Origin of the sequence: Cobetia sp. 5-11-6-3, from assembly GCF_013374055.1 — a bacterium.
GTDB lineage: Bacteria > Pseudomonadota > Gammaproteobacteria > Pseudomonadales > Halomonadaceae > Cobetia > Cobetia marina.
This window is the reverse complement of record NZ_BLWJ01000005.1, coordinates 165729-186770: the sequence shown is the minus strand read 5'-3', so window position 1 is coordinate 186770 and position 21042 is coordinate 165729. Positions and strand designations below refer to the sequence as shown.

At 63.0% G+C, this 21042-nt stretch carries 17 protein-coding genes; 9 read left to right on the top strand and 8 right to left on the bottom strand.

The window, feature by feature from the left end; all coding sequences use genetic code 11:
- The first annotated feature begins 250 nt into the window (after window positions 1-250).
- The gene (locus HXS66_RS10535) at window positions 251-1027 is read left to right on the top strand and encodes a DeoR/GlpR family DNA-binding transcription regulator (RefSeq protein WP_077379702.1); all 777 of its coding nucleotides are present in this window, start codon (window positions 251-253) and stop codon (window positions 1025-1027) included.
- A gap of 177 nt (window positions 1028-1204) precedes the next feature.
- Here the strand turns inward: HXS66_RS10535 and waaA are convergent, their stop codons facing one another.
- From waaA to HXS66_RS10520, 3 genes are read right to left on the bottom strand one after another with little or no spacing between them, the layout of a single operon-like run.
- Window positions 1205-2527, bottom strand: a complete 1323-nt coding sequence (gene waaA / locus HXS66_RS10530; RefSeq protein ID WP_176503518.1) for a lipid IV(A) 3-deoxy-D-manno-octulosonic acid transferase — start codon at window positions 2525-2527, stop codon at window positions 1205-1207.
- Between the two features lie 2 nt (window positions 2528-2529).
- A complete protein-coding gene (gene hldE, locus HXS66_RS10525) occupies window positions 2530-3960 on the bottom strand; it encodes a bifunctional D-glycero-beta-D-manno-heptose-7-phosphate kinase/D-glycero-beta-D-manno-heptose 1-phosphate adenylyltransferase HldE (protein WP_176503517.1) in 1431 nt (476 codons plus the stop codon).
- Window positions 3960-5123, bottom strand: coding sequence for a glycosyltransferase family 9 protein (locus HXS66_RS10520; RefSeq protein WP_077379708.1), 1164 nt, complete (start codon window positions 5121-5123; stop codon window positions 3960-3962). Before HXS66_RS10520 ends, hldE begins: the two co-directional genes overlap by 1 nt.
- On the opposite strand from HXS66_RS10520, the gene HXS66_RS10515 reads away from it, so the two are divergent.
- From HXS66_RS10515 to HXS66_RS10505, 3 genes are all read left to right on the top strand, one after another.
- Window positions 5122-5910 (top strand): 3-deoxy-D-manno-octulosonic acid kinase, encoded by a 789-nt coding sequence (locus HXS66_RS10515; protein ID WP_176503516.1) that lies wholly within the window; start codon window positions 5122-5124, stop codon window positions 5908-5910. The two genes, HXS66_RS10520 and HXS66_RS10515, sit on opposite strands and share 2 nt — an antisense overlap.
- Window positions 5911-6066: 156 nt before the next feature.
- Window positions 6067-6924, top strand: coding sequence for a glycosyltransferase family 2 protein (locus HXS66_RS10510; protein ID WP_136939488.1), 858 nt, complete (start codon window positions 6067-6069; stop codon window positions 6922-6924).
- 2 nt (window positions 6925-6926) lie between these two features.
- Window positions 6927-8060, top strand: coding sequence for a glycosyltransferase family 4 protein (locus HXS66_RS10505; protein WP_176503515.1), 1134 nt, complete (start codon window positions 6927-6929; stop codon window positions 8058-8060).
- A 151-nt stretch (window positions 8061-8211) separates the two neighbouring features.
- Here the strand turns inward: HXS66_RS10505 and HXS66_RS10500 are convergent, their stop codons facing one another.
- From HXS66_RS10500 to rfaD, 3 genes are all read right to left on the bottom strand, one after another.
- On the bottom strand, window positions 8212-9117 hold the full coding sequence (locus HXS66_RS10500; RefSeq protein WP_127736586.1) for a hypothetical protein: 906 nt from the start codon (window positions 9115-9117) through the stop codon (window positions 8212-8214).
- A 2-nt stretch (window positions 9118-9119) separates the two neighbouring features.
- On the bottom strand, window positions 9120-10139 hold the full coding sequence (gene waaF, locus HXS66_RS10495) for a lipopolysaccharide heptosyltransferase II (protein ID WP_176503514.1): 1020 nt from the start codon (window positions 10137-10139) through the stop codon (window positions 9120-9122).
- A 138-nt stretch (window positions 10140-10277) separates the two neighbouring features.
- Window positions 10278-11234 (bottom strand): ADP-glyceromanno-heptose 6-epimerase, encoded by a 957-nt coding sequence (gene rfaD, locus HXS66_RS10490; protein ID WP_077379721.1) that lies wholly within the window; start codon window positions 11232-11234, stop codon window positions 10278-10280.
- 170 nt (window positions 11235-11404) lie between these two features.
- Here rfaD and glyQ point away from each other — a divergent pair, with 170 nt between their 5' ends.
- The 5 genes from glyQ to HXS66_RS10465 all read left to right on the top strand — a co-directional run bounded on the left by glyQ (window position 11405) and on the right by HXS66_RS10465 (window position 17177).
- On the top strand, window positions 11405-12367 hold the full coding sequence (glyQ, locus tag HXS66_RS10485; RefSeq protein WP_103751491.1) for a glycine--tRNA ligase subunit alpha: 963 nt from the start codon (window positions 11405-11407) through the stop codon (window positions 12365-12367).
- The gene (glyS, locus tag HXS66_RS10480) at window positions 12364-14433 is read left to right on the top strand and encodes a glycine--tRNA ligase subunit beta (protein WP_176503513.1); all 2070 of its coding nucleotides are present in this window, start codon (window positions 12364-12366) and stop codon (window positions 14431-14433) included. The genes glyQ and glyS overlap by 4 nt, the downstream gene beginning before the upstream one ends.
- A gap of 377 nt (window positions 14434-14810) precedes the next feature.
- Window positions 14811-15440, top strand: coding sequence for a D-glycero-beta-D-manno-heptose 1,7-bisphosphate 7-phosphatase (gene gmhB / locus HXS66_RS10475; protein ID WP_077379725.1), 630 nt, complete (start codon window positions 14811-14813; stop codon window positions 15438-15440).
- A 138-nt stretch (window positions 15441-15578) separates the two neighbouring features.
- Window positions 15579-16091 (top strand): S-ribosylhomocysteine lyase, encoded by a 513-nt coding sequence (gene luxS / locus HXS66_RS10470; RefSeq protein ID WP_077379728.1) that lies wholly within the window; start codon window positions 15579-15581, stop codon window positions 16089-16091.
- A gap of 156 nt (window positions 16092-16247) precedes the next feature.
- Window positions 16248-17177: an alpha/beta hydrolase gene (locus HXS66_RS10465; protein WP_176503512.1), complete on the top strand. Its 930-nt coding sequence runs from the start codon at window positions 16248-16250 to the stop codon at window positions 17175-17177.
- Between the two features lie 150 nt (window positions 17178-17327).
- Here the strand turns inward: HXS66_RS10465 and gyrB are convergent, their stop codons facing one another.
- Together gyrB and recF are read right to left on the bottom strand one after the other, a co-directional pair.
- Window positions 17328-19745, bottom strand: coding sequence for a DNA topoisomerase (ATP-hydrolyzing) subunit B (gene gyrB / locus HXS66_RS10460; protein WP_176503511.1), 2418 nt, complete (start codon window positions 19743-19745; stop codon window positions 17328-17330).
- A gap of 19 nt (window positions 19746-19764) precedes the next feature.
- Window positions 19765-20850, bottom strand: a complete 1086-nt coding sequence (gene recF / locus HXS66_RS10455; protein ID WP_077379734.1) for a DNA replication/repair protein RecF — start codon at window positions 20848-20850, stop codon at window positions 19765-19767.
- Window positions 20851-21042: the final 192 nt, after the last annotated feature.

Below are 21042 nucleotides of genomic sequence, written 5' to 3'. Positions count from 1 at the left end.
GCCGCGATTCTCAACGGGACACGGTGTTATGATTTTTTCTCAGCATGTTAAAAGAGTCACAATCTGACCAAGGAGTCAATGCAAACGCTTGAGCGATTCGGGCCTTGCTTTCCTGCAACGCCCGCGCGGATCTCTCACGCGAGAAAAGTTATCCCTGCCAGTCAGTGAGTTATCATCACACCATGACCCGAGGGCATGTTGGCTTCTCCAACGCTTTCTCACCGCCATCGGCAAAAAAGGACCCTGCCGCATGAACAACCAAAGCGCTGCACGCCTTGACCGCTTGCAGGCCATCCTGCGCGAGGGCAGCCCACTGCAGCTCAGCGACGCCGCGCAGCTCTGCGGCGTGTCCGAGATGACGATTCGTCGTGATGTCACTCACAGCAACGGGCTGTTGGAGATACTGGGGGGACGCCTGCTGCTGGCGGAATCTTCCGCCAGCAGCGTCTATCGTCTCGACCGCGAGATCGATGCCAGCGCTCCTATCAAGCAAGCGTTGTGCCAGCGACTGGCCAGTCACATCGAGGACGGCGATACCCTGTACGTGGATTGCGGGACGACCCTGGTCCACCTGGCCGCGGCACTGGATCGTCAGATGACACTGACCCTGGTGACCTGCGCCCTGAATGTCGCCAATGCCGTCGGCCACCTGCCCGGCGTGCGACTGGTCATGCTGGGCGGACTGTTTCATCCGGCCACCCAGTCCTTTACCGCCACCGACATGCCGGAAGCCATTCGCCGTCTGGGCATCAACAAGGCATTTCTCTCGGCCGGTGGCGTGCACGCCGAGCGCGGCGTCAGCTGCTTCCACTTTCATGAGGTGGCGGCCAAGCAGGCCGCGCTGGAAAGCGCCATGCAGCGCTTCCTGATCATCGATGCCCGCAAGTTCGAGATGGTACGCCCGGCCTTCATCGCGCCACTGGAAAGCTTCGATGTGGTGATCAGCAATGCCAGCGCCGCAGCGCGCGATTGCCTGGAGGGTCTGGATGCCGACATGGGCGTGACGGCGCAGCTCATCGAGTGCTGAGACAGGGCCTGCGCTTCGGTGAGTGAGCGCTGACCTCGCCCCACGCGAGGTCCATACGCAGAAACGCCGCACGATGGTGCGGCGTTTCTGCGCATGATCTTCCCATTGATGCCCCAGTGGCGTGCATCCCCCACGACCGAAACCGGCATGGCGAGCTCACCTCTGTCTCTCGTCGGCTCAGCTCGGCAACAGATCTTCCAGCTGCCGCAGTGTTCCTGCCAGCGCCCCGCGATTGCGGGCTACCCGTTCACGCGCCGCCTGCCCTGCCCGTTGGCGCTGCGATTCATCTTCCAGCAGGGTGTTGACGGCCTCGGCCAGCGCCTCGGCATCATCGACGACCTGCAGAGCTCCTTCCGCCGTCATCACCTCGGCGATCTCACTGAAGTTCTCAAGCGATGGGCCACTCAACAGTGGCAGCCCAAGCGCGGCCGGTTCGAGCAGATTATGCCCGCCGATGGGCACCAGGCTGCCGCCGATGAAGGCGACATCGCTCGCCGCATACAGGGCGAGCAGCTCGCCCAGGCTATCGCCGACCAGCACCGACAGACGGCTCTTCTCGAGGCGGCTTTCCGCATGCATGTGGCTGCGACGCAGGCAGGTTTCCCCGCGTGACTCACACCAGCTCGCACTCTGTGCGGCGACCGTCTCGAAGCGTTGCGGATGGCGCGGCACCAGCAGCAGCAAGGCATCAGGATGCCGAGCACGCACGGCTGCGTGGGCGTCCAGCATCAGGGCATCTTCCCCCTCGTGTGTCGAGGCGGCGATCCAGACCCGCCGCCCCTGGAACTGCTCGCGCAGTCCCTTGCCTGCCGCGACGGCCTGTGGCGATATCTCGAGCTCGAACTTGAGTGAACCGACCGTCTTCCCCCGCGCCGCAGGAAGCCCAAGCGCGATGAAACGCTCGAGATCTTCCGGCGCCTTGGCCGTCAGCGCGCTCACCTGCGACAACGTCTCGCGCATCAAGGCCCCGACCTTGCGGTAGCGTGTGAAGGCGCGCGGTGACAGCCGCGCATTGACCACGCTCACGGGTATCCTCTGGCGCGCACAGCTTGCGATCAGATTCGGCCACAGCTCGGTTTCCACCAGCACGACCAGGGCCGGCCGCAGGCGAGACACGAAGCGACGTGCGCTGCAGGGAAAGTCCAGTGGCAGATAATGATGCCGCGCAGGGGCAAGCTCGGGCGTTCCCTCAGGCGTGTGCAACAGGCGAGCCGCCTGGGCAGCCCCCGTCGCGGTCATGGTGGTCACGATCAGCGGGCGGAGGGGATAGCGGCGCCGCAGCGCCTCGATGGCGCTGGCCATCATGACCATCTCGCCCAACGAGGCCGCATGCAGCCAGATGGGGCGCTCGCGGTCCGGCGCGGCGGCAGGCGTGGCAGGGAGGATGCCCAGCCGCTCCAGGCGCGAGTGCCGATCATCGTGTTCGCGCCAGACCCGCTGCCAGATGAGGGGAGACAGCAGGGTCAGTGCGGTGCTGTAGAGGCCACGGGCAAGGCTCACGCCTAGTCCTCGCGATCGAGAATGGTGGCGATCATCGCCGTGGTGGAGACGCCATCCTCGAAACCGAGCACACGCACCTCGCCACCGCTGGCGATCACCGCCTCGCCCCCGGCGATCTCTTCGGGACGATAGTCACCGCCCTTGACCAGCACATCCGGCAGCACGGCCTCGATCAGGCGTGCCGGGGTGTCTTCGCTGAAGGGCACGACCCAGGCGACCGCGCCGAGGCCCGCCAGCACCTGCATGCGACGCAGTACCGGGTTGATCGGACGCGTCGGCCCCTTGAGGCGTGCCACCGAGGCATCGTCATTGACCGCCACGATCAGACGGTCGCCCTGACGTGCCGCCTCCTGCAGGTAGGCCACATGACCGGCATGCAGGATGTCGAAGCAGCCATTGGTCATCACCACGCGCTCGCCGCGTGCCTGCGCGGCCTTCACTGCCGGGATGAGCGCGGACTCCTGGATCACGCCGAATTCCGCCAGCTTGTCACCATGCAGCGCGGTGTAGAGCTCGGCGACCGACAGGGTCGCGGTGCCCGGCTTGGCGACGACCAGGCCTGCGGCCAGATTGGCCAGCATCACGGCCTCCGGGAAGGCATGGCCAGCCGCCAGCGCCAGACCCAGTACGCCGATCACGGTGTCACCGGCACCGGTGACGTCATAGACCTCACGCGCATGCGTCGGCAGATGCAGCGGCTGATGGCCCTCGCGGATCAGGGTCATGCCCTTCTCGCTGCGCGTCACCAGCAGGGCTTCCAGCTCGAGCTCGGCACGCAGCGCCTCGCCCTTCTCGGCCAGTTCCTCATCGCTGCGGCATGGCCCGACGATGGTCTCGAATTCGGTCAGATTGGGCGTGATGATGCTGGCGCCACGATAGCGCGAGAAATCACTGCCCTTGGGGTCGACCAGCACGCGCTTGCCCGCCGCACGCGCCGCGGCGATCAGCACCTCGACCTGATTCAGCGAGCCCTTGCCGTAGTCGGAGAGAATCATCACGCCGCTGGCCCCCAGCTCGGCCTCGACATGGCGCACCAGCGCGCTGGTATCCACCTCGTGCAGCGGCTCCTCGAAATCAAGGCGCAGCAGCTGCTGATTGCGGCTCATCACGCGCAGCTTGGTGATGGTCGGCACACTGTCACTGGCCTGGAAGCGCGTGATGACATTGGCGTTTTCCAGTGCGCGGGTCAGGATGGCGGCGTTGTCATCCTGACCGACCACACCGGCGAGAGTGGCATGCGCACCGAGCGACGCGATGTTGAGCGCGACGTTGGCGGCACCGCCCGGGCGGTCTTCACTCTCGCCGACGCGCACCACCGGCACCGGGGCTTCCGGCGAGATGCGTGAGGTGCCACCGTGCCAGTAGCGGTCGAGCATCACATCACCCACGACCAGCAGGCGAGCCTGTTCAAGCGCAGTCAGATCAAGCTTCATCAGGCGTCTCCGCGTGCAGAGGGAAATTCAGAAGAAGAGGTGTCAGTAGACGAGACAGCCGCGACCGGCAGACGTTCGCAACTCTGGCCGCGAATGACGCCATCGGTGTCCGCCAGCAGCTCAGCGAGGCGCGCGATGACATCCTCGGCGCGGATCAGGCTCATGGCGTCCTGATGGCGTACGCGCTGGCCCCAGTGGATCTCGTCCATCTGCTTGTGCAGATAGGTTTCCACCGCATCCGGATAGCGATTGACCACCAGATGCTGCCAGCAATAGGGCGCCGCACGCTCGGGGTTGGTGGTGGCGTACAGGCCGATCACCGGTGTATTGAGCGCATTGCCCATATGCACGGGGCCGGAGTCCGGCGCGATCACCGCGACGGCGCGATCGATCAGCGCCAGCAGGCCCTTGAGCGAGGTACCACCGATGGCATCGATGACCGCGCCTTCACTGACCAGCGCCTTGATGCGCGCGCCCATCTCGCGTTCCTGCGGGCTGCCGCCGCCGGTCATCACGCTGCGGATGCCGTATTGCTGCCAGGCATGATCGACGACCGCCGCATAGCCCTCGGCCGACCAGTTGCGGAAGTTGCGCAGGCGCGGATTGGCACACGGACTGATGACGAGATAGGGCGCCTCACCGGTCACGCGCGCCGCCTCACCATAGGCCTCGGGCGGCACATCGAGACGCCAGTCGAGCCGGCAGTCCTCGACACCCAGGGCACGTGCGAAGTCCATGAACGACTCCAGCACGTGAGCGCGCTCGCGCGGGGCCAGCTGATGGGAGGTAAAGAGGTACTGCCAGTCCTTGGCGCGCGCACGGTCGTAACCGATGCGCACTCGGGCCTTGAGGCCCAACGACAGGGCGCTGGCCCGCAGCGCCTGCTGCATGTGCAACAGCACATCGAAGTGCGTGTCCTTGAGCTGACGCCAGATGGCGCGCATGCCTGCAAGGCCGGTGGACTTGTCGTAGACCACGAACTCGACCCCGGTCAGGCCGGACAGTAGACTGTGCTCCCCCTTGCCGACGATCCAGGTAATGCGGGCCTCAGGCCACTGACGCTGCAAGGCGCGTACCGTTGGCACAAGATTGCAGACATCGCCGAGAGCGGAGAGCCGGAGCACGCAGATATGTGCGGGCTGGGCAGGGAGAGGATGCTTCATGCGGATGGCAGTTTTCCGAAATGAGAATGCCCACATTCTATATGATGGCGAAACAGCGCCACAAATGACGCCGGACTGGTTCATGCCATCGTTCTGGCGCGAACACGGCGCCGTGACCGGAGAAGCACCGGGGCGTGGGGCGAGTCTGTTCCTCGATGTCTGTCGTTTGCCCGCTGAGCTGCACCCCGTCCATGCCACTGGAACCCCGGCTCAACGCTGGGCGCTGCGCCCCTATCGACGTGGTGGTCTGATCGCGAAGATCGCTCGTCAGCGCTACCTCTACACCGGCCTTGAGCGCACCCGCGCCTTCGCCGAGCTGCGCCTGACGGAAACGCTGCATCGCCAAGGGCTGCCGGTGCCAGAGCCGGTCGGCGCCTGCGTATGGCGGCATGGCCTGAGCTACGAGGCCGCCCTGATCACGGTACTGATTCCCGGCGCGCGCGCCTTCGCCGATGATCTGATCGCCCTCGAAGCACAGCGCCTGCCTGCCGGGGCCGAGCTGCCCGAATCCCTACTGACAGTGCTGGAGACGACAGGTCGCGCCATTCGCGCCGTACATGACGCCGGGCTCGAGCATGTCGATCTCAACGCACGCAACCTGCTGGTCGATGAAGGCGGACGCGTCTACGTGATCGATCTCGATCGCTGCCAGCTGCATGACGAGGCTCCCGCCGACGCACGCTGGCGCGAGAACAACCTCTCACGCCTGGGGCGCTCGCTGGCGCGCTTCACGCCGAGGCACCATGCAGCGTGCCTGGCCGCCATTCGCAGCGCCTATCACGCCTGACGCTTCAGCGTATCGCCCTGCAGGCATCGGTGCCCATGCAGTGTACGATAGCGACATGAATCGTCGGCAGGCGCATCATCCGATTCCCGCCTGCCACTGCGTCCCATCGGCGCCTGTCACACACGTGAGCCAGGCGCTCTCAAGACAGAGACCGTCATGAACCCGAGCGACGAGGCCCCGGCCGTCACCCCGACCGCCCCTCCTTCCGATGGCAAGCTGCGCACCGCCGTGCCCATCACCGGCTGCGTCATCACTCTCAATGAAGCCCACAACATCGAGGATTGCCTGCGCTCGCTGGCCCAGGTCTGCGATGAGCTGATCGTGGTCGATTCCGGCTCCACGGATGCCACCTGCGAGCTGGCGCGCGCCATGGGCGCCGTGGTGATCGACCAGCCCTACCTGGGCGACGGGCCGCAGAAGAACGTCGGACCGAGCCATGCCAGCCACCGCTGGGTGCTGTCACTGGACGCCGATGAACGCCTGACCGACGGGGCCGTCAGCGCCATCCGTGAACTGGCACTCGACAGCACGCCACATGATGGCTTCGCCCTGCGGCGTCGCAACTTCATCGGCTCGCGCTGGGTGCGACATGCCGGCTGGTACCCCGATTACTGCCTGCGCCTGTATGACCGCGAGAAGCTCGCCTTCCGCGATTCGCGCCAGCACAGCTCCGTTCAAGCCAGCCACCCCTGCGAGCTGGATGCGGACCTTGAGCATTACAGCTTCGCCAATCTGGGTGAGCTGTTCGTCAAGGCCAGTGGTCGCTTCTCGAATCGCGCCGCCAAGATCATGTATCAGAAGGGAAAACGCGCCAACGCCTTCACGCCCTTCCTGCATGCCAGCAATGCCTTCATGCGCAAGTTCGTCTTCCAGGCCGGCTTCCGCGATGGCGTCGATGGCTTCTCGGTGGCGCTGTCCGCCAGCGTCAATGCCTACCTGAAATACGCCAAGCTGCTGGAATTCCAGCGCGACGCCAAGGTGCGTGAGGCGGAAGACTTCAACAAGGTATGGTGACCATGACCTCTGCTTGTGAGCAGGCGGCGTCGCAAGCTCCGTCTCGGCCGCTGCACGTGCGCCACGTCAATCTGGCCCGCGGCTTTCGCGGTGGTGAACGCCAGACGCTCAACCTGATCGCGGACCTGGCGCGACGCGCCAGCCCGGGAGAGAACGGCGAAGCCGGCGCGCCGATCCGTCAGTCGCTGGTGTGCCTGCAAGGCTCGCCATTGATCACCGAACTGGCGGCGCTTGAGCTTGCCGTCACGGTGGACGTGATCGAGATCCACGGGCGCTTCAGGGGCCATCTCGGTCAGCCTCGCGCCGATATCGTGCATGCTCACGAAGCCAAGGCCGTGCACTGGGCGTGGCTGCATCAGCGCCTCACCGGCACGCCTTATCTGCTGACCCGCCGGGTGCCTCAGCCGGTGAAGGACAAGTGGTTCAATCGTCTGACCTATCGCGCCGCTGCCCGCCGGGTGGCGATTTCCTCGGTGATCGAGTCACACCTGCGTGAGCGCCAGTGGGGGGAGACGGCTCTGATTCCCAGCACCCTCGCCCACCTGCCCAGCGATGAGACAGCCGTGGACAGACTGCGGGAGCGCTTCGGCAATACGCCCGCCGGGGGTCGCTTCGTCGTCGGGCATGTCGGTGCGCTGGTGGACCGCCACAAGGGCCAGCGAGTGCTGATCGAGGCGGCCCGTCAGCTGCGCGACAGTCACCCGCAGCTGCTGTTCGTCTGCCTGGGCGCGGGAGAGGATGAAGCCGCCTTCAAGGCGGAGAGCGCCGATCTGGACAATCTTGTCTGGGAGGGTTTCCACACCAATGTCGGCGACTATCTGGAAGCCTTCGATCTGTTCGCCTTCCCGTCACGCAACGAGGGTCTCGGCTCGATTCTGCTCGACGTGATGGATCACGGCGTCCCGATCATCGCAAGCGAGGTGGATGGCATCCCCGATATCGTGCATGACAATGCCACCGGCGTGCTGGTGCCCACCGACGATGCACAGGCGCTGGCTGCCGCCATCGTGGCACTCGGCGATGACGCACCACGTCGAGAGCGGCTGGTCGCGGGCGCGCGGGCGCATCTGGCACGCTTCACCCCCAGCGCCATGGGCGAGGCCTATCTGGGGCTTTATCAGCGGCTGGCACGCTAGACCGCTTCTCGCCTCAGGCATCTATCGCCCAGGTACCTGTCGCCCAAGTACCTGCTGTCGCTCGAACAGAGAGAACGAAAAAGCCCTGTTTCATGTGAAACATCACGATGAAACAGGGCTTTTTCGTTTTTATAAACAACAGGTTATCGGCTCAACTGCCGGAATTTGCATCCTCGAGTCCACGCAGATCTGGCCACCCCTCATCCACTCCCAGCACGGGATAGGTCTTGGGGTCCAGCGGGCCGGGTTCGCTTTCGGGACGACACTCTTGCAGCGCAGCCTGCAGACGCCGCAGAGCCTCATCACCTTCGGCACCGGCGGTCACCTTGTCCCAGAACTCACGATGTACCGCCTTGATGACGACAGGCACGCGGGGCACTCCCACCTGCTGCGCCATCGCCAGGCGATGCAGGCCACGATTGATCTTGAGCAGACGGCCATCACGCGTCACCGCGACGCCCATCTCATCCTTGGTGATGCCCTGGCGGAAGCCATTGGCGGCCATGTCCTGCAGATAACCGCGATAACAGCGCAGGTAACCGAGAATCTGTTCCTCACTGTCCATCAGCAGGCCATCACGCGGCGATGCCCAGGGCTTGCCCGCCTCCAGCAAGGCCTTGAGCTGCTGATAACGCTCGGTCACCGTCAGATCATCACCATGCTCGATCAGGTCACGCATCAGGCGCGAGCGAGAGCCGAAGCGGAAGGCGCCACGCCGCAGGTCCCAGTCACCCTCCCAGATGAAGGCATTCGAGGAAGGCCGCTTGCGCTTGTCACGCCCGAAGTTGACGTCGCGCACCAGTTCACGCGGATTGATCCACAGTGTCAGCGCCTCTGGTCCCATCACGTCTTCCACGGCATGTCGCGGCAAGCCACGCTGCTCAAGCCCCTGATGGCGCGAGCGATGCCGGCACCAGCGCACCAGCCATGCCCGGCTGAACGGCAGCACCAGGTGCTGCTCACACCAGGCACGCCACGCCTCGATACGCTGTGCACGCGTCATCGCCCCGCGCATCCGCGGATGGATCAGATCATCCGTCGTACGATTCTTCGGCAAGCTCACCGCTCATCCTCATCCAGCGCGATCGCCGTCAGCAATCGCTCAGGCGCGATGTGATTCAGGCAGTTGGTATGCCCCAACGGACAGACGCGCTTGAAACACGGTGAGCACTCCAGCGCCAGCCAGTGAATCTCGCGATTGGCCGTCAGCGGTGGCGTGTAATGTGGTGACGAGGAGCCGTAGATGCCCTGGATACGGGCCCCTACCGCAGCCGCCACATGCATCAGGCCGGAATCATTGCTGACCACTTCCCGACACTCGGCGATCAGATCCACCGCATCCGCCAGTCGCGTCTTGCCACACAGGTTGTGGACGCCGGCCAGCCCCTGGGCAATCTCCTCACCGGCCGCCACATCCTTGGGACCGCCAAAGATACGCACCTCCGCCCCGGCCTGCGTCAGTGACTCGGCAAGCTCGCGAAAGTGCGCCAGTGGCCACTGCTTGGCCGGCCCGTATTCCGCGCCCGGCATCATGCCGATGATGGGGGCCGGTGGCGCACTCAGGCCCAGCGCCTCGCGCAGACGCCGCTGATTGGCGCTGTCGGTGACGAGATAGGGTTCGGGAATGCGCTGCGGCGGGTTGGACTCGTCCAGCGGCAGGCCCAGTGAGGTGAAGCGCTTGACGGTCTGATCGAGAATCGACTTGTCGAGCTTGCGGCACTCGGTGAGCAGGCCGTGGCGCTGCTCACCGGTGAAGCCGACCCGCACTGGAATACGCGCGAAGAATGGCACCAGCGCCGACTTCCAGGAGCGCGGCAGCACGATGGCGCGATCGAAACGCCCGCGCAGCGAGCGCCCCAGTCGCCAGCGCGCCTTGAGGGCGAAGTCGCCATGCCCCGCCGGCAGTGCCAGCGCTTCCTCGACCTCGGGCATGCGCTCGATGATCGGTTGCGACCAGGCGGGCGCCAGCACACTGATCCGGCAGCCGGGCGAGCGCTGCTTCAACGTCATGAACAGGCTCTGCGCCATCACCATGTCGCCGACCCAGCTGGGCCCGACCACCAGAATGCGCTCACTCATGCCTTGCTCCTCTTCACGGCCAACCCTCTTTGCGGATGCGCTTGCCCTGCCCCATCGCACTTGCGATGCAGGCGCCCATGCTCATTCCACACGCGCTTACCCTCAGTCCACACGTGCTCAGTCCACACGTGCTCAGACTCAGCGATTCAGCCATTCGAGATAGGCGCGGGTGCCCTGGGCAACGGTCTTGAACTCGACGTTGCAGCCGGCCTTGCGCAGCTTGCCGATGTCGGCACGCGTGAAGCTCTGGTAGCGGCCCTTGAGGTTTTCCGGGAAGTCGATGTACTCGATCTCGCCCTTCTCGTAGTACTCGATGACGGTCTCGGCGATCGCCTTGAACGGCTCGGCACGGCCGGTGCCCAGGTTGAAGATGCCGGAGGCTTCCGGGTGATCGAGGAACCACAGATTGACGTCGACCACATCACCGACGTAGACGAAGTCACGGCTCTGCATGCCGGCTTCATAGCCATCGTAGGCGCCGAACAGCTTCGGGTTCTCGCCCGCCTTCACCTGGGTGTGATGGTGGTAGGCGACGCTGGCCATCTTGCCCTTGTGCTGCTCACGCGGGCCATAGACATTGAAATAGCGGAAGCCGACCACCTGGGTGGTCAGGCTGTCCCAACGCTGGCGCACGTGCTGGTCAAACAGCAGCTTGGAGTAGCCGTAGACGTTGAGCGGCCCTTCGAACTCCGGTGTTTCCTTGAAGACTTGGCTGTCGCCATAGGTCGCCGCGGAGCTCGCGTAGAGGAAGGGAATCTGATTCGCCTCACAGAAGTTGAGCAGCACCTTGGAGTACTCGAAGTTGTTCTCGAGCATGAACTGGCCGTCCCACTCGGTGGTATCGGAGCAGGCGCCCTCGTGGAAGATCGCCTCGATCTTCGGCAGCTCGGCATACTCACCCATCAGGCTCGACTGGACGCGAATCAGGAAATCGTCCTTGTCGAGATAGTCGGCAATGGTCAGATCCGCCAGATTGACGAACTTGGTGCCGTCACTCAGGTCATCCACCACCAGGATATCGGTACGGCCGCGATCATTGAGTGCCTTGACGATATTGGCACCGATGAAGCCGGCGCCTCCGGTAACGACGATCATTTGAGCTCCCAGAGCCTCTCAGAGGCTTGTAGGCAATACGCGCGTGCAGGGACGCGACGCATCAGAATTTGGAAATGGCACGCACTCGGTTACGTCTGCGGCCTATAACCCGATAAGCGGGGATTGTATACTTGGCAGTTCTCGAATTCATGGGCCAACGGGCTTCACCAATGACACAGCCAGACGTGAAAACCTTCCAGGGCCTGATTCTGGCCCTGCAGCAATACTGGGCCGAACAGGGTTGCATCATCCTGCAGCCATTGGATATGGAGGTTGGCGCGGGGACTTTCCACCCGGCGACCTTCCTGCGCTCCATCGGTCCTGAAACCTGGAACGCTGCGTATGTGCAGCCTTCCCGCCGTCCCACCGACGGCCGCTACGGCGAAAATCCCAATCGCCTGCAGCACTACTACCAGTTCCAGGTGGTGATGAAGCCGTCACCGGCCAACCTGCAGGAGCTCTATCTGGGCTCGCTGGAGCGTCTGGGCATTGACCCGCTGGTCCACGACATCCGCTTCGTCGAGGACAACTGGGAATCTCCGACGCTGGGCGCCTGGGGACTTGGCTGGGAAATGTGGCTCAACGGCATGGAAGTGACCCAGTTCACCTACTTCCAGCAGGCAGGCGGCATCGAATGCTTCCCGGTCACCGGCGAGCTGACCTACGGTCTCGAGCGCATCGCGATGTACCTCCAGGACGTGGACAGCGTCTACGACCTGATCTGGACCACCGCACCGGACGGCTCCGTGGTCACCTACGGCGATGTCTTCCTGCAGAACGAGAAGGAGCAGTCCGCCTACAACTTCGAGCACGCTGCCGTGCCGGAGCTGTTCGCTGCCTTCGATCACTGCGAGAGCGAATGTCAGAAGCTGCTGGCGGCCAACCTGCCGCTGCCGGCCTATGAGCAGGTGCTGAAGGCCTCCCACACCTTCAACCTGCTGGATGCGCGTCACGCCATCTCCGTCACCGAGCGTCAGCGTTACATCCTGCGCGTGCGCACCCTCGCCCGCGACGTGGCCCACGCCTATTACGACTCGCGCAAGGCCGCTGGCTTCCCGCTGGCACCACAGGCACTGCGTGACGAGCTGCTCGCCGCCGATGACACCACTACCGAGGGAGACGCGTCAGCATGACCTCCGTGAATACCCTGCTGATCGAACTGGGCTGCGAAGAACTGCCGCCGGGTGCCATCGATGCCCTCACCGACGGCCTGGCCAATGGCCTGGCCGATGGCCTGCGTGAGGCCGAAGTCGCCTTCGGTCAGGTCCGCGCCTACGCCACACCACGTCGTCTGGCAGTGATGATCGAGTCGCTGGCCGAGCGTCAACCGGACCGCGAGATCGAGAAGCGTGGACCGGCCAAGGCTGCGGCCTTCAAGGATGGTGAGCCGACCCGCGCCGTGCAGGGCTTCGCTCGCTCCTGCGGTGTCGAGGTCAGTGATCTGATCGAGCTGGAAACCGACAAGGGCACCTGGCTCGGCTATCGTCATACCCAGCCGGGCGAGCATCTTTCCGCCCTGCTGCCGGCCATGCTGGAACAGGTCGTCGCCCGCCTGCCGGTGCCGAAGAACATGCGCTGGGGTGCCTCACGCATCGAATTCTCTCGTCCAGTGCATTGGCTGGTCGCGCTCTACGGCAGCGAAGTGATCGAGGCCAGCGTGCTGGGCCTCGAGGCAGGCCGCACCACCTTCGGTCATCGCTTCCATGCCCCGCAGGCCATCACGCTGGCGCACGCCGAGGACTACCTCGACGCGCTGGAAGATGCCCGCGTGCTGGCCAACCGTGAAGTACGCCGTGAGCGCATCCGCGAACAGGTCCAGGCCGAGGCGGAAGTCTATGGCGCCAATGCCGTCATCGAGGAAGCCCTCCTCAACGAGGTCAACGGTCTCGTGGAATGGCCGGTCGCACTGACGGGCACCTTCGATGAGCGCTTCCTGGAAGTGCCGGCGGAGTGTCTGATCTCCTCCATGAAGGCCAACCAGAAGTACTTCCACCTGCTGGACAACGACGGCAAGCTCAAGCCGGCCTTCATCACCATCTCCAATATCGAGAGCAAGGACCCGCAACAGGTCATCTCCGGTAACGAGAAGGTGATTCGTCCGCGTCTGGGCGATGCCGCCTTCTTCTACGAGACCGACCTGCGCAGCACGCTGGAATCGCGTCGCGAGAAGCTCGAGAGCGTCGTCTTCCAGCAGAAGCTGGGCAGCATGGCCGACAAGGCCCGTCGCAGCGAAGCCGTGGCCCGCCACATCGCGGAACGCATCGGTGCCGATGTCGAGCACGCCGCTCGCGCCGCACAGCTGGCCAAGACCGACCTGGTCACCGAGATGGTGCTGGAGTTCCCGGAACTGCAGGGCATCATGGGCCACTACTACGCCCGTCACGATGGCGAAGATGCCACCGTCGCGCGTGCGCTGGAAGAACAGTATCTGCCGCGCTTCGCCGGCGATGCGATTCCCGCGACCAAGGCCGGCATGGCGATCGCCCTGGCGGACCGTCTCGACACCCTGACCGGCATCTTCGGCATCGGTCAGCGTCCGACCGGCGCCAAGGACCCGTTCGCGCTGCGTCGTGCCACCATCGGGGTGCTCAACATCCTGATCAAGGGCGAACTGGACCTCGATCTGCGCGAGCTGCTGACCGTCAGCGCCGAGCAGCATCGTGACCTGCCCAAGGCCGAAGGACTGGTCGAGGACGTGCTCGAGTACATGCTCGATCGCTTCCGCGCCTGGGCCAATGACGAGGGCATGGGTGCCGAACTGTACCTGGCCGTGCGTACCCTGAAGATCAGCAACCCGCTGGACTTCGCGCGTCGTCTGCGTGCCGTGCACGCCTTCGGCGAACGCCCGGAAGCCGCCGCTCTGGCAGCCGCCAACAAGCGCGTCTCCAACATCCTCGCCAAGGCCGAGCACGATGGCCGCACCGAGGTGGACACGAGCCTGTTGAGTGAGCCGGCCGAGCAGGCACTGGCAGAGGCCCTCAAGGCACGTGGCGCGGAAGTGGCACCGCTGTTCGCGGCGGCACGCTACCAGGAAGCCCTCGATACGCTGGCCAGCCTGCGCGAGCCGGTCGATGCCTTCTTCGATCAGGTCATGGTCAACGCCGACGATGCCGCCGTGCGCGCCAATCGCCTGGCGATGCTGGCCAGTCTGCAAGGCCTGTTCATGGGTGTGGCCGACATCAGCCTGCTGACCCAATAAGGGCTGCCGGCCCACGGTGTCCCCGACATCGGTAAATGGCAGTCTCTGCAAAAGAACCCCGCCACGGCGGGGTTCTTTTGCATCCAGCCTCCTCGAAATGACGTATTGCGTGACAGGATTACACGCAATGTGGCCGCGATGTCACAAATTCTGCCTTGATCCCCTACCTAGGTCGCACTAGAATCCAGTATAGAAACAGTGTTCGAAAAGCGTGACAGCCTGTCGCACCCACGCTCTTCGGTCACTCGGCGCCATTTGCCCAATCCCCGTGCGAGCGTCATCTTGTGACTTGGCTCACAATTTCCCAGGCAAAGCGGCGCCCCCCTGACAAGCAGCCCGGCTGACGCCCCTGACTGCCCTGAGGTGAAGAGTTGACCATGCAAAAACTGATCGTGCTCGACCGTGATGGTGTCATCAATGAAGACTCCGATGCCTTCGTCAAGAATGCCGAGGAGTGGATCGAATACCCCACCTCCATTCAGGCCATCGCTCGCCTGACGCGAGCGGGCTATACCGTGGCCGTCGCGACCAATCAGTCCGGCATCGCTCGCGGCCACTTCGGTCACCGGGAACTCGACCAGATGCACGCCAAGATGATGCAGCTGGTGAAGGAAGCCGGTGGCGATATCGCCCACATCGCCTACTGCCCGCATGGCCCGGATGATGGCTGTGATTGCCGCAAGCCGGAACCCGGCCTGCTGCACCAGATTCAGGACGCTCTGCAGATTCCGGACTTCGAAGGCGCCTGGATGCTGGGCGACAGTCTGCGCGATCTGGTCGCTGGCCAGAAGGCCGGCTGTCGCGCCGCGCTGGTGATGACCGGCAAGGGCCAGAAGACACTGGCCGATGGCGAGGGCCTCAAGGACGTGCTGGTGGTCGCCAACCTGGCCGACTTCACCAACCGCCTGCTGGATGGCGAGCTCAACCACGCCATGTCGGATGGTGAGCCGGGAAAGTCCCAGCGCCGCTGCGTGAGCTGTGAAGCCGCTGCCGAGAGCTATCTGTGAGACACACATGCCGTGCGCACTCCCTGCGCCGGCATGTGCTTGCCCCTCTATTCAATAGCGGCGATATGCTACCCTTCAGACATGAATCCGGGCAGGCAACGGCCTGCCCATCTCACTCCCTCATGCTGGAGGCCTCGTATGCCACTGCTGGATAGCTTCACAGTCGACCACACCATCATGAAAGCCCCTGCCGTGCGCGTGGCCAAGAAGATGGGTACCCCCAAGGGCGACAACATCACCGTCTTTGATCTGCGTTTCTGCGTGCCGAATGAAGAGATTCTCTCCGAGAAGGGCATTCACACGCTGGAACATCTGTTCGCCGGCTTCATGCGCGAACACCTCAATGGTGATGGCGTCGAGATCATCGACATCTCGCCGATGGGTTGCCGTACCGGCTTCTACATGAGCCTGATCGGCGAGCCGGACGAAGCCCGGGTTGCCGCTGCCTGGTCTGCCGCCATGCAGGACGTGCTGAACGTCGCACGCCAGGAAGAGATTCCGGAGCTCAACGTCTATCAGTGCGGTACTGCACAGATGCATTCTCTGGAAGAAGCCAAACAGATCGCCAGCAACATCCTGTCACGCGATATCGGCATCAATCGCAATGATGAGCTGAAGCTGGACGAAGGTTTCCTCAATCAGGCGCATTGAGTCTTGAGACACCAAGTCTTGAAACACCAAGTCTTGAGGCACCGGACTTGATCAGCCTGTCGAGTGCGCCGGGTCCTTGAACGTAAAAGCCCGCTATCTGACCTGATCAGATAGCGGGCTTTTTTCATGCCGCAACATCCCGAGCGAGTGACGCGAATGCCCGATTCCAACAGCCATGCCTTTGATTTCACGACTTTCCTGGCAGACAAGGAAGCGTGGTCAGCACCGAATGAACTCGTCCCCTACCGCTGTCGCGATGGCAGCAGCCTGGGCTGTCGTCACTACCACCCGACGCGCATTCCAGCGAGCACGACACACCTCATCCTGCTGCATGGTTCCAGTGCTGACAGTCGCTACCTCGCCTCACTGGCAACGCATCTGGCCACTGAGGGGTATCACGTCCACACGCCTGACTTTCGTGGCCATGGCCCGACGCCTGCCCGGCGCGGCGATATCGATCACCCGCTGCAGCTCGAGGAGGATCTTGAAGATCTGATCCGCTCACTGGATCTCCCCGCTGACGCCAGCTTGTGGATCGCCGGGCACTCTGCGGGAGGCGGCCTGGCACTGCGTTTCGCGGCATCCGCTCTGGAAAACGGGCTTGCCGGCATCCCGCTGGCTGGCCTCATTCTGCTGGCTCCCTATCTGGATCACCTCGCCCCCAACATGCGTCGCGATTCCCGCTGGGCACAACCACGGATAGCACGCATGCTGACATGCATGCTCTTGAACAAGCTGGCCATCCATCGCCTGGATCATCTCGAGGTACTCACCTTCAACATTCCCGCTGAATATCGCGATGCCAACACCACGAGCGCTTACTCCTGGCGCTTGATGACAGGCCTCAATCCTCGCCATTACCAACGAGATCTCGAGACTCTGTCACGGCATCACGTGCCCTTGCTGGCATTGATCGGTGATCAGGATGAGGCGTTTCACGCCGACCGACTCGAGGAATGCCTGCAGCCGCAACATCCCGCCGCGCACGTCACGATACTCGAGGACGTGGATCATCTGGGGCTGGCGACGGCAACCGTCACGGCAGAGCGTATCGCTGAATGGCTGACAAGCGATCCGGCAGCTTGAGACGGCCTCGTGCCTCTTTCTGCCGTCCCCCTCTTCCCTTTCTCTTCCCACCTTTCTGTCACCTTCGGCACGCTCCAGCTCTGGCAGCAAGGCACAAAAAAGCCCTGATCAAGGATCAGGGCTTTTTTTCAGCTGGCGACAATCACGACATCAGACGTCGAGATTGGCCACCAGGGCGAAGCGCTCGATGAAGTCACGACGCGGCTCGACCTCATCTCCCATCAGGGTGTTGAACATCTGATCGGCACCGATCGCGTCTTCGACCGTCACACGCAGCATGCGGCGTGATTCCGGATCCATGGTGGTTTCCCACAACTGGTCTGGATTCATTTCTCCCAGCCCCTTGTAGCGCTGGATGCTGAAGCCACGCGCCGCTTCCTTCATCAGCCAGTCAAGTGCCTCGTAGAAGGTGACGACCTCCTTCTTGCGCTCACCGCGTGAGACATAGCTGCCGACCTCTAGCAAACCCTCCAGCATGGAGCCCAGCTCGCTGATCTCACGGTAGTCCGCGGACTTGAAGAAATCGACGTCCCACAGATAGTCACTGCTGACACCGTGCGCCGTCAGTGTGACTGCCGGCAGATAGAGGTTGCGCTCACTGTCATGGCTGAGGCTGAAGCTGTAGTGCGGGCCGCCCTCATAGGCGATCAGGTCATCCATTTCCTTCTGGAGACCATCGATCCAGCCCTGCACCATGGCTTCATCTTTCAGTGCCGACTCATCCAGATGCGGGGCGTGCACGATCTTGCGCAGCACAGCAGACGGATAGACGCGCGCCAGACGATCGATACGCTTCATCACGCCGCGATACTGATTGACCAGTGCTTCGAGCTGAGCGCCAGCGATACCCGGCGCATCGGCATTGACGTGCAGCTTGCCGCCGTCCAGCGCCGTGGCTGTCAGGTAATCCTGAAGCGCCTGCTCATCCTTCAGATACTGCTCGTGCTTGCCACGCTTGATCTTGTAGAGCGGTGGCTGCGCGATGAAGATATGACCACGCTCGATCAGCTCCGGCATCTGACGGAAGAAGAAGGTCAACAGCAGCGTGCGAATGTGCGAACCATCGACGTCAGCATCCGTCATGATGATCACGGAGTGGTAACGCAGCTTGTCAGGATTGAACTCCTCCCGACCAATACCGCAGCCCAGCGCCGTGATCAGCGTGCCGACTTCTGCAGATGACAGCATCTTGTCGAAGCGCGCCTTCTCGACGTTGAGGATCTTGCCCTTCAGCGGCAGGATCGCCTGGGTACGACGATCACGACCCTGCTTGGCGGAACCGCCGGCAGAATCACCCTCGACCAGATACAGTTCGGAAAGACTCGGGTCCTTCTCCTGGCAATCAGCCAGCTTGCCCGGCAGCCCCGCGATATCCAGTGCACCCTTGCGACGCGTCATGTCGCGCGCCTTGCGCGCCGCTTCACGCGCACGTGCCGCATCCAGCATCTTGTTGACGATGGCCTTGGCTTCGTTGGGCTTCTCGATCAGGTACTCGGAGAACAGACGGCCCATTTCCTGCTCGACCGCTGTCTTGACCTCGGACGACACCAGCTTGTCCTTGGTCTGCGAGGAGAACTTCGGATCCGGCACCTTGACCGAGATGATCGCGGTCAGGCCTTCACGGGCATCATCCCCGGTGGTGCCGACCTTGGACTTCTTGAGCAGCCCTTCCGCCTCGATGTAGCTGTTGAGGGTACGGGTCAAGGCTGCACGGAAGCCCGCCAGGTGAGTTCCGCCATCCCGCTGAGGGATATTGTTGGTGTAGCAGAAGATGTTCTCGGAGAAAGCATCATTCCACTGCATCGCCACCTCGACACCGATACCGTCCTCGCGCTCCATTTCAAAATGGAACACCGGATTCAAGGCTGCCTTGTTGGTGTTGAGATGATCCACGAACGCCTTGAGACCGCCCTCATAGTGGAAGAGCTCTTCCTTGCCGCTACGCTCGTCGATCAGACGAATCGCCACACCTGAATTCAGGAAGGAGAGTTCCCGCAGACGCTTGGCCAGAATCTCGTAGTGAAACGCGATGTTGCCGAACGTCAGCGGTGAGGGCTTGAAGCGCACCAGGGTGCCGGACTTCTCGGTGTTGCCGACCACTGCCAACGGGGCCTCTGGCACGCCGTGACGATAGATCTGCTCATGGACCTTGCCCTGACGCCAGATGGTCAGCTTCAGCTCTTCGGACAGCGCGTTGACGACGGATACGCCAACGCCATGCAGGCCGCCGGAGACCTTGTAGGAATTGTCATCGAACTTACCACCAGCATGCAGCACCGTCATGATGACCTCAGCTGCGCTGACGCCCTCTTCCTCATGAATCTCGGTCGGCACGCCACGGCCGTTGTCGCTGACGGAGACCGACTCATCGGCGTGGATGACCACGCGGACTTCGCTACAGTGCCCTGCCAGCGCCTCGTCGATGGAATTATCCACCAGCTCGAACACCATGTGATGCAGCCCCGTGCCATCATCGGTATCGCCGATGTACATCCCGGGGCGCTTGCGTACGGCATCCAGGCCCTTGAGGACCTTGATGCTCGATGAGTCGTAAGCCTGTTCGCTCATTGGCTTCTCCGTCGTGAAGTCATTCCGTGTGCAGTCGCCCGTGTTCCACGTGAAACATTCTGACATCCGTGCCCGGCAGCCAGACCCGATCCAATGCTTCGGGTTCGACACAGGTCACGAAGACCTGACACTCGAGGCTGGCCAGCAACTGGCAGAAGAGTCGGCGATGTTCGCCATCCAGTTCTGCCGGCAGGTCGTCGATCAGATAAACACAGGTACGTCCGTTCATTTCCTCAAGCAACCGCCCCTGGGCCAGCTTGAGTGCGCTGACGACCAATTTCTGCTGGCCACGGGACAGCACCTCTACCGCAGGGCGGCGCCCGAGACGAATGCGTAGATCAGCGCGCTGCGGTCCGGTCTGGGTAAACCCCATGTGGCTATCGCTGTCACGCCCTGCTGCCAGCACCTCTCCTAGAGAGCGCTTCGCATCCCAGCCACGTTGATAACGCAGACTGAGATCCGGCAGCTCGATCAGCTCAGCGAGAGTTGCCTGAAACAGGGGGGCCAGCGCTTGCATATATTCCATGCGCAGGGCATCGAGACGCTCACTCCAATGAGCAAACTCACGATCCCAGACGTTCAATGCCTGAACGTCCATCTTACCATGTCTGAGTAGCGCGTTCCGATGTTTGAGCGCACGGCGAACCCGCTGCCAGACATCGAAGAAATCATGTTTCACGTGAAACACGCCCCAATCGAGAAACTCGCGGCGTGCCGATGGCGAGCCTTCCAGCAGCCGGAATGCATCCGGATTGATCAGCTGCAAGGGAAGCGCCTGCGCCAGCTGCGCCACACGCTCGACCTTCTCTCCATCCAGTCGCATCTCGAGGCCATCTGCAGCCTGCTCACGGCGCACTCCCAGCGGGCGAGGGGGATCCCCTGCCAACCGACCGAACAGCGTCATGCCGGGCGTATCGTGCGCGATGGCATGCTTCAGCTTGTGGGTGCGGAAGGAACGTGCCAGTCCCAGCACATGCACACCTTCCAGCAGGCTCGATTTCCCGCTGCCGTTGGCGCCGCTCACCAGATTGACCCTCGGACCCGGCGCGATATCGACAGGCGCAAGGTTACGCAGGTTCTGGAATTGCAGACGTTCAAGCGCCATGGCGACCTCAGTCAGGACAAATGAAGAAAACGAAGACGATATGCACGTTCAGCCTGTGATCGACACGATGTTTGCCGTGCCATCATCTCTTGGCCCTGAATGTGACGACACCCGCCACCTCACGGGAGAGGATGGCGGGTGTCGTCGGTCATGTGTTGAAGAAACTCGCGAAGACTTTACGATAATTACGAA

Bases quoted from the DNA above. Each gene is read 5' to 3' on its own strand.
- HXS66_RS10535 (WP_077379702.1), top strand. From the start codon at position 251: ATGAACAACCAAAGCGCTGCACGCCTTGACCGCTTGCAGGCCATCCTG.
- hldE (WP_176503517.1), bottom strand. From the start codon at position 3,960: ATGAAGCTTGATCTGACTGCGCTTGAACAGGCTCGCCTGCTGGTCGTG.
- HXS66_RS10515 (WP_176503516.1), top strand. From the start codon at position 5,122: ATGCGGATGGCAGTTTTCCGAAATGAGAATGCCCACATTCTATATGAT.
- HXS66_RS10520 (WP_077379708.1), bottom strand. From the start codon at position 5,123: ATGAAGCATCCTCTCCCTGCCCAGCCCGCACATATCTGCGTGCTCCGG.
- HXS66_RS10510 (WP_136939488.1), top strand. From the start codon at position 6,067: ATGAACCCGAGCGACGAGGCCCCGGCCGTCACCCCGACCGCCCCTCCT.
- HXS66_RS10505 (WP_176503515.1), top strand. From the start codon at position 6,927: ATGACCTCTGCTTGTGAGCAGGCGGCGTCGCAAGCTCCGTCTCGGCCG.
- waaF (WP_176503514.1), bottom strand. From the start codon at position 10,139: ATGAGTGAGCGCATTCTGGTGGTCGGGCCCAGCTGGGTCGGCGACATG.
- rfaD (WP_077379721.1), bottom strand. From the start codon at position 11,234: ATGATCGTCGTTACCGGAGGCGCCGGCTTCATCGGTGCCAATATCGTC.
- glyQ (WP_103751491.1), top strand. From the start codon at position 11,405: ATGACACAGCCAGACGTGAAAACCTTCCAGGGCCTGATTCTGGCCCTG.
- glyS (WP_176503513.1), top strand. From the start codon at position 12,364: ATGACCTCCGTGAATACCCTGCTGATCGAACTGGGCTGCGAAGAACTG.
- gmhB (WP_077379725.1), top strand. From the start codon at position 14,811: ATGCAAAAACTGATCGTGCTCGACCGTGATGGTGTCATCAATGAAGAC.
- luxS (WP_077379728.1), top strand. From the start codon at position 15,579: ATGCCACTGCTGGATAGCTTCACAGTCGACCACACCATCATGAAAGCC.
- HXS66_RS10465 (WP_176503512.1), top strand. From the start codon at position 16,248: ATGCCCGATTCCAACAGCCATGCCTTTGATTTCACGACTTTCCTGGCA.
- gyrB (WP_176503511.1), bottom strand. From the start codon at position 19,745: ATGAGCGAACAGGCTTACGACTCATCGAGCATCAAGGTCCTCAAGGGC.
- recF (WP_077379734.1), bottom strand. From the start codon at position 20,850: ATGGCGCTTGAACGTCTGCAATTCCAGAACCTGCGTAACCTTGCGCCT.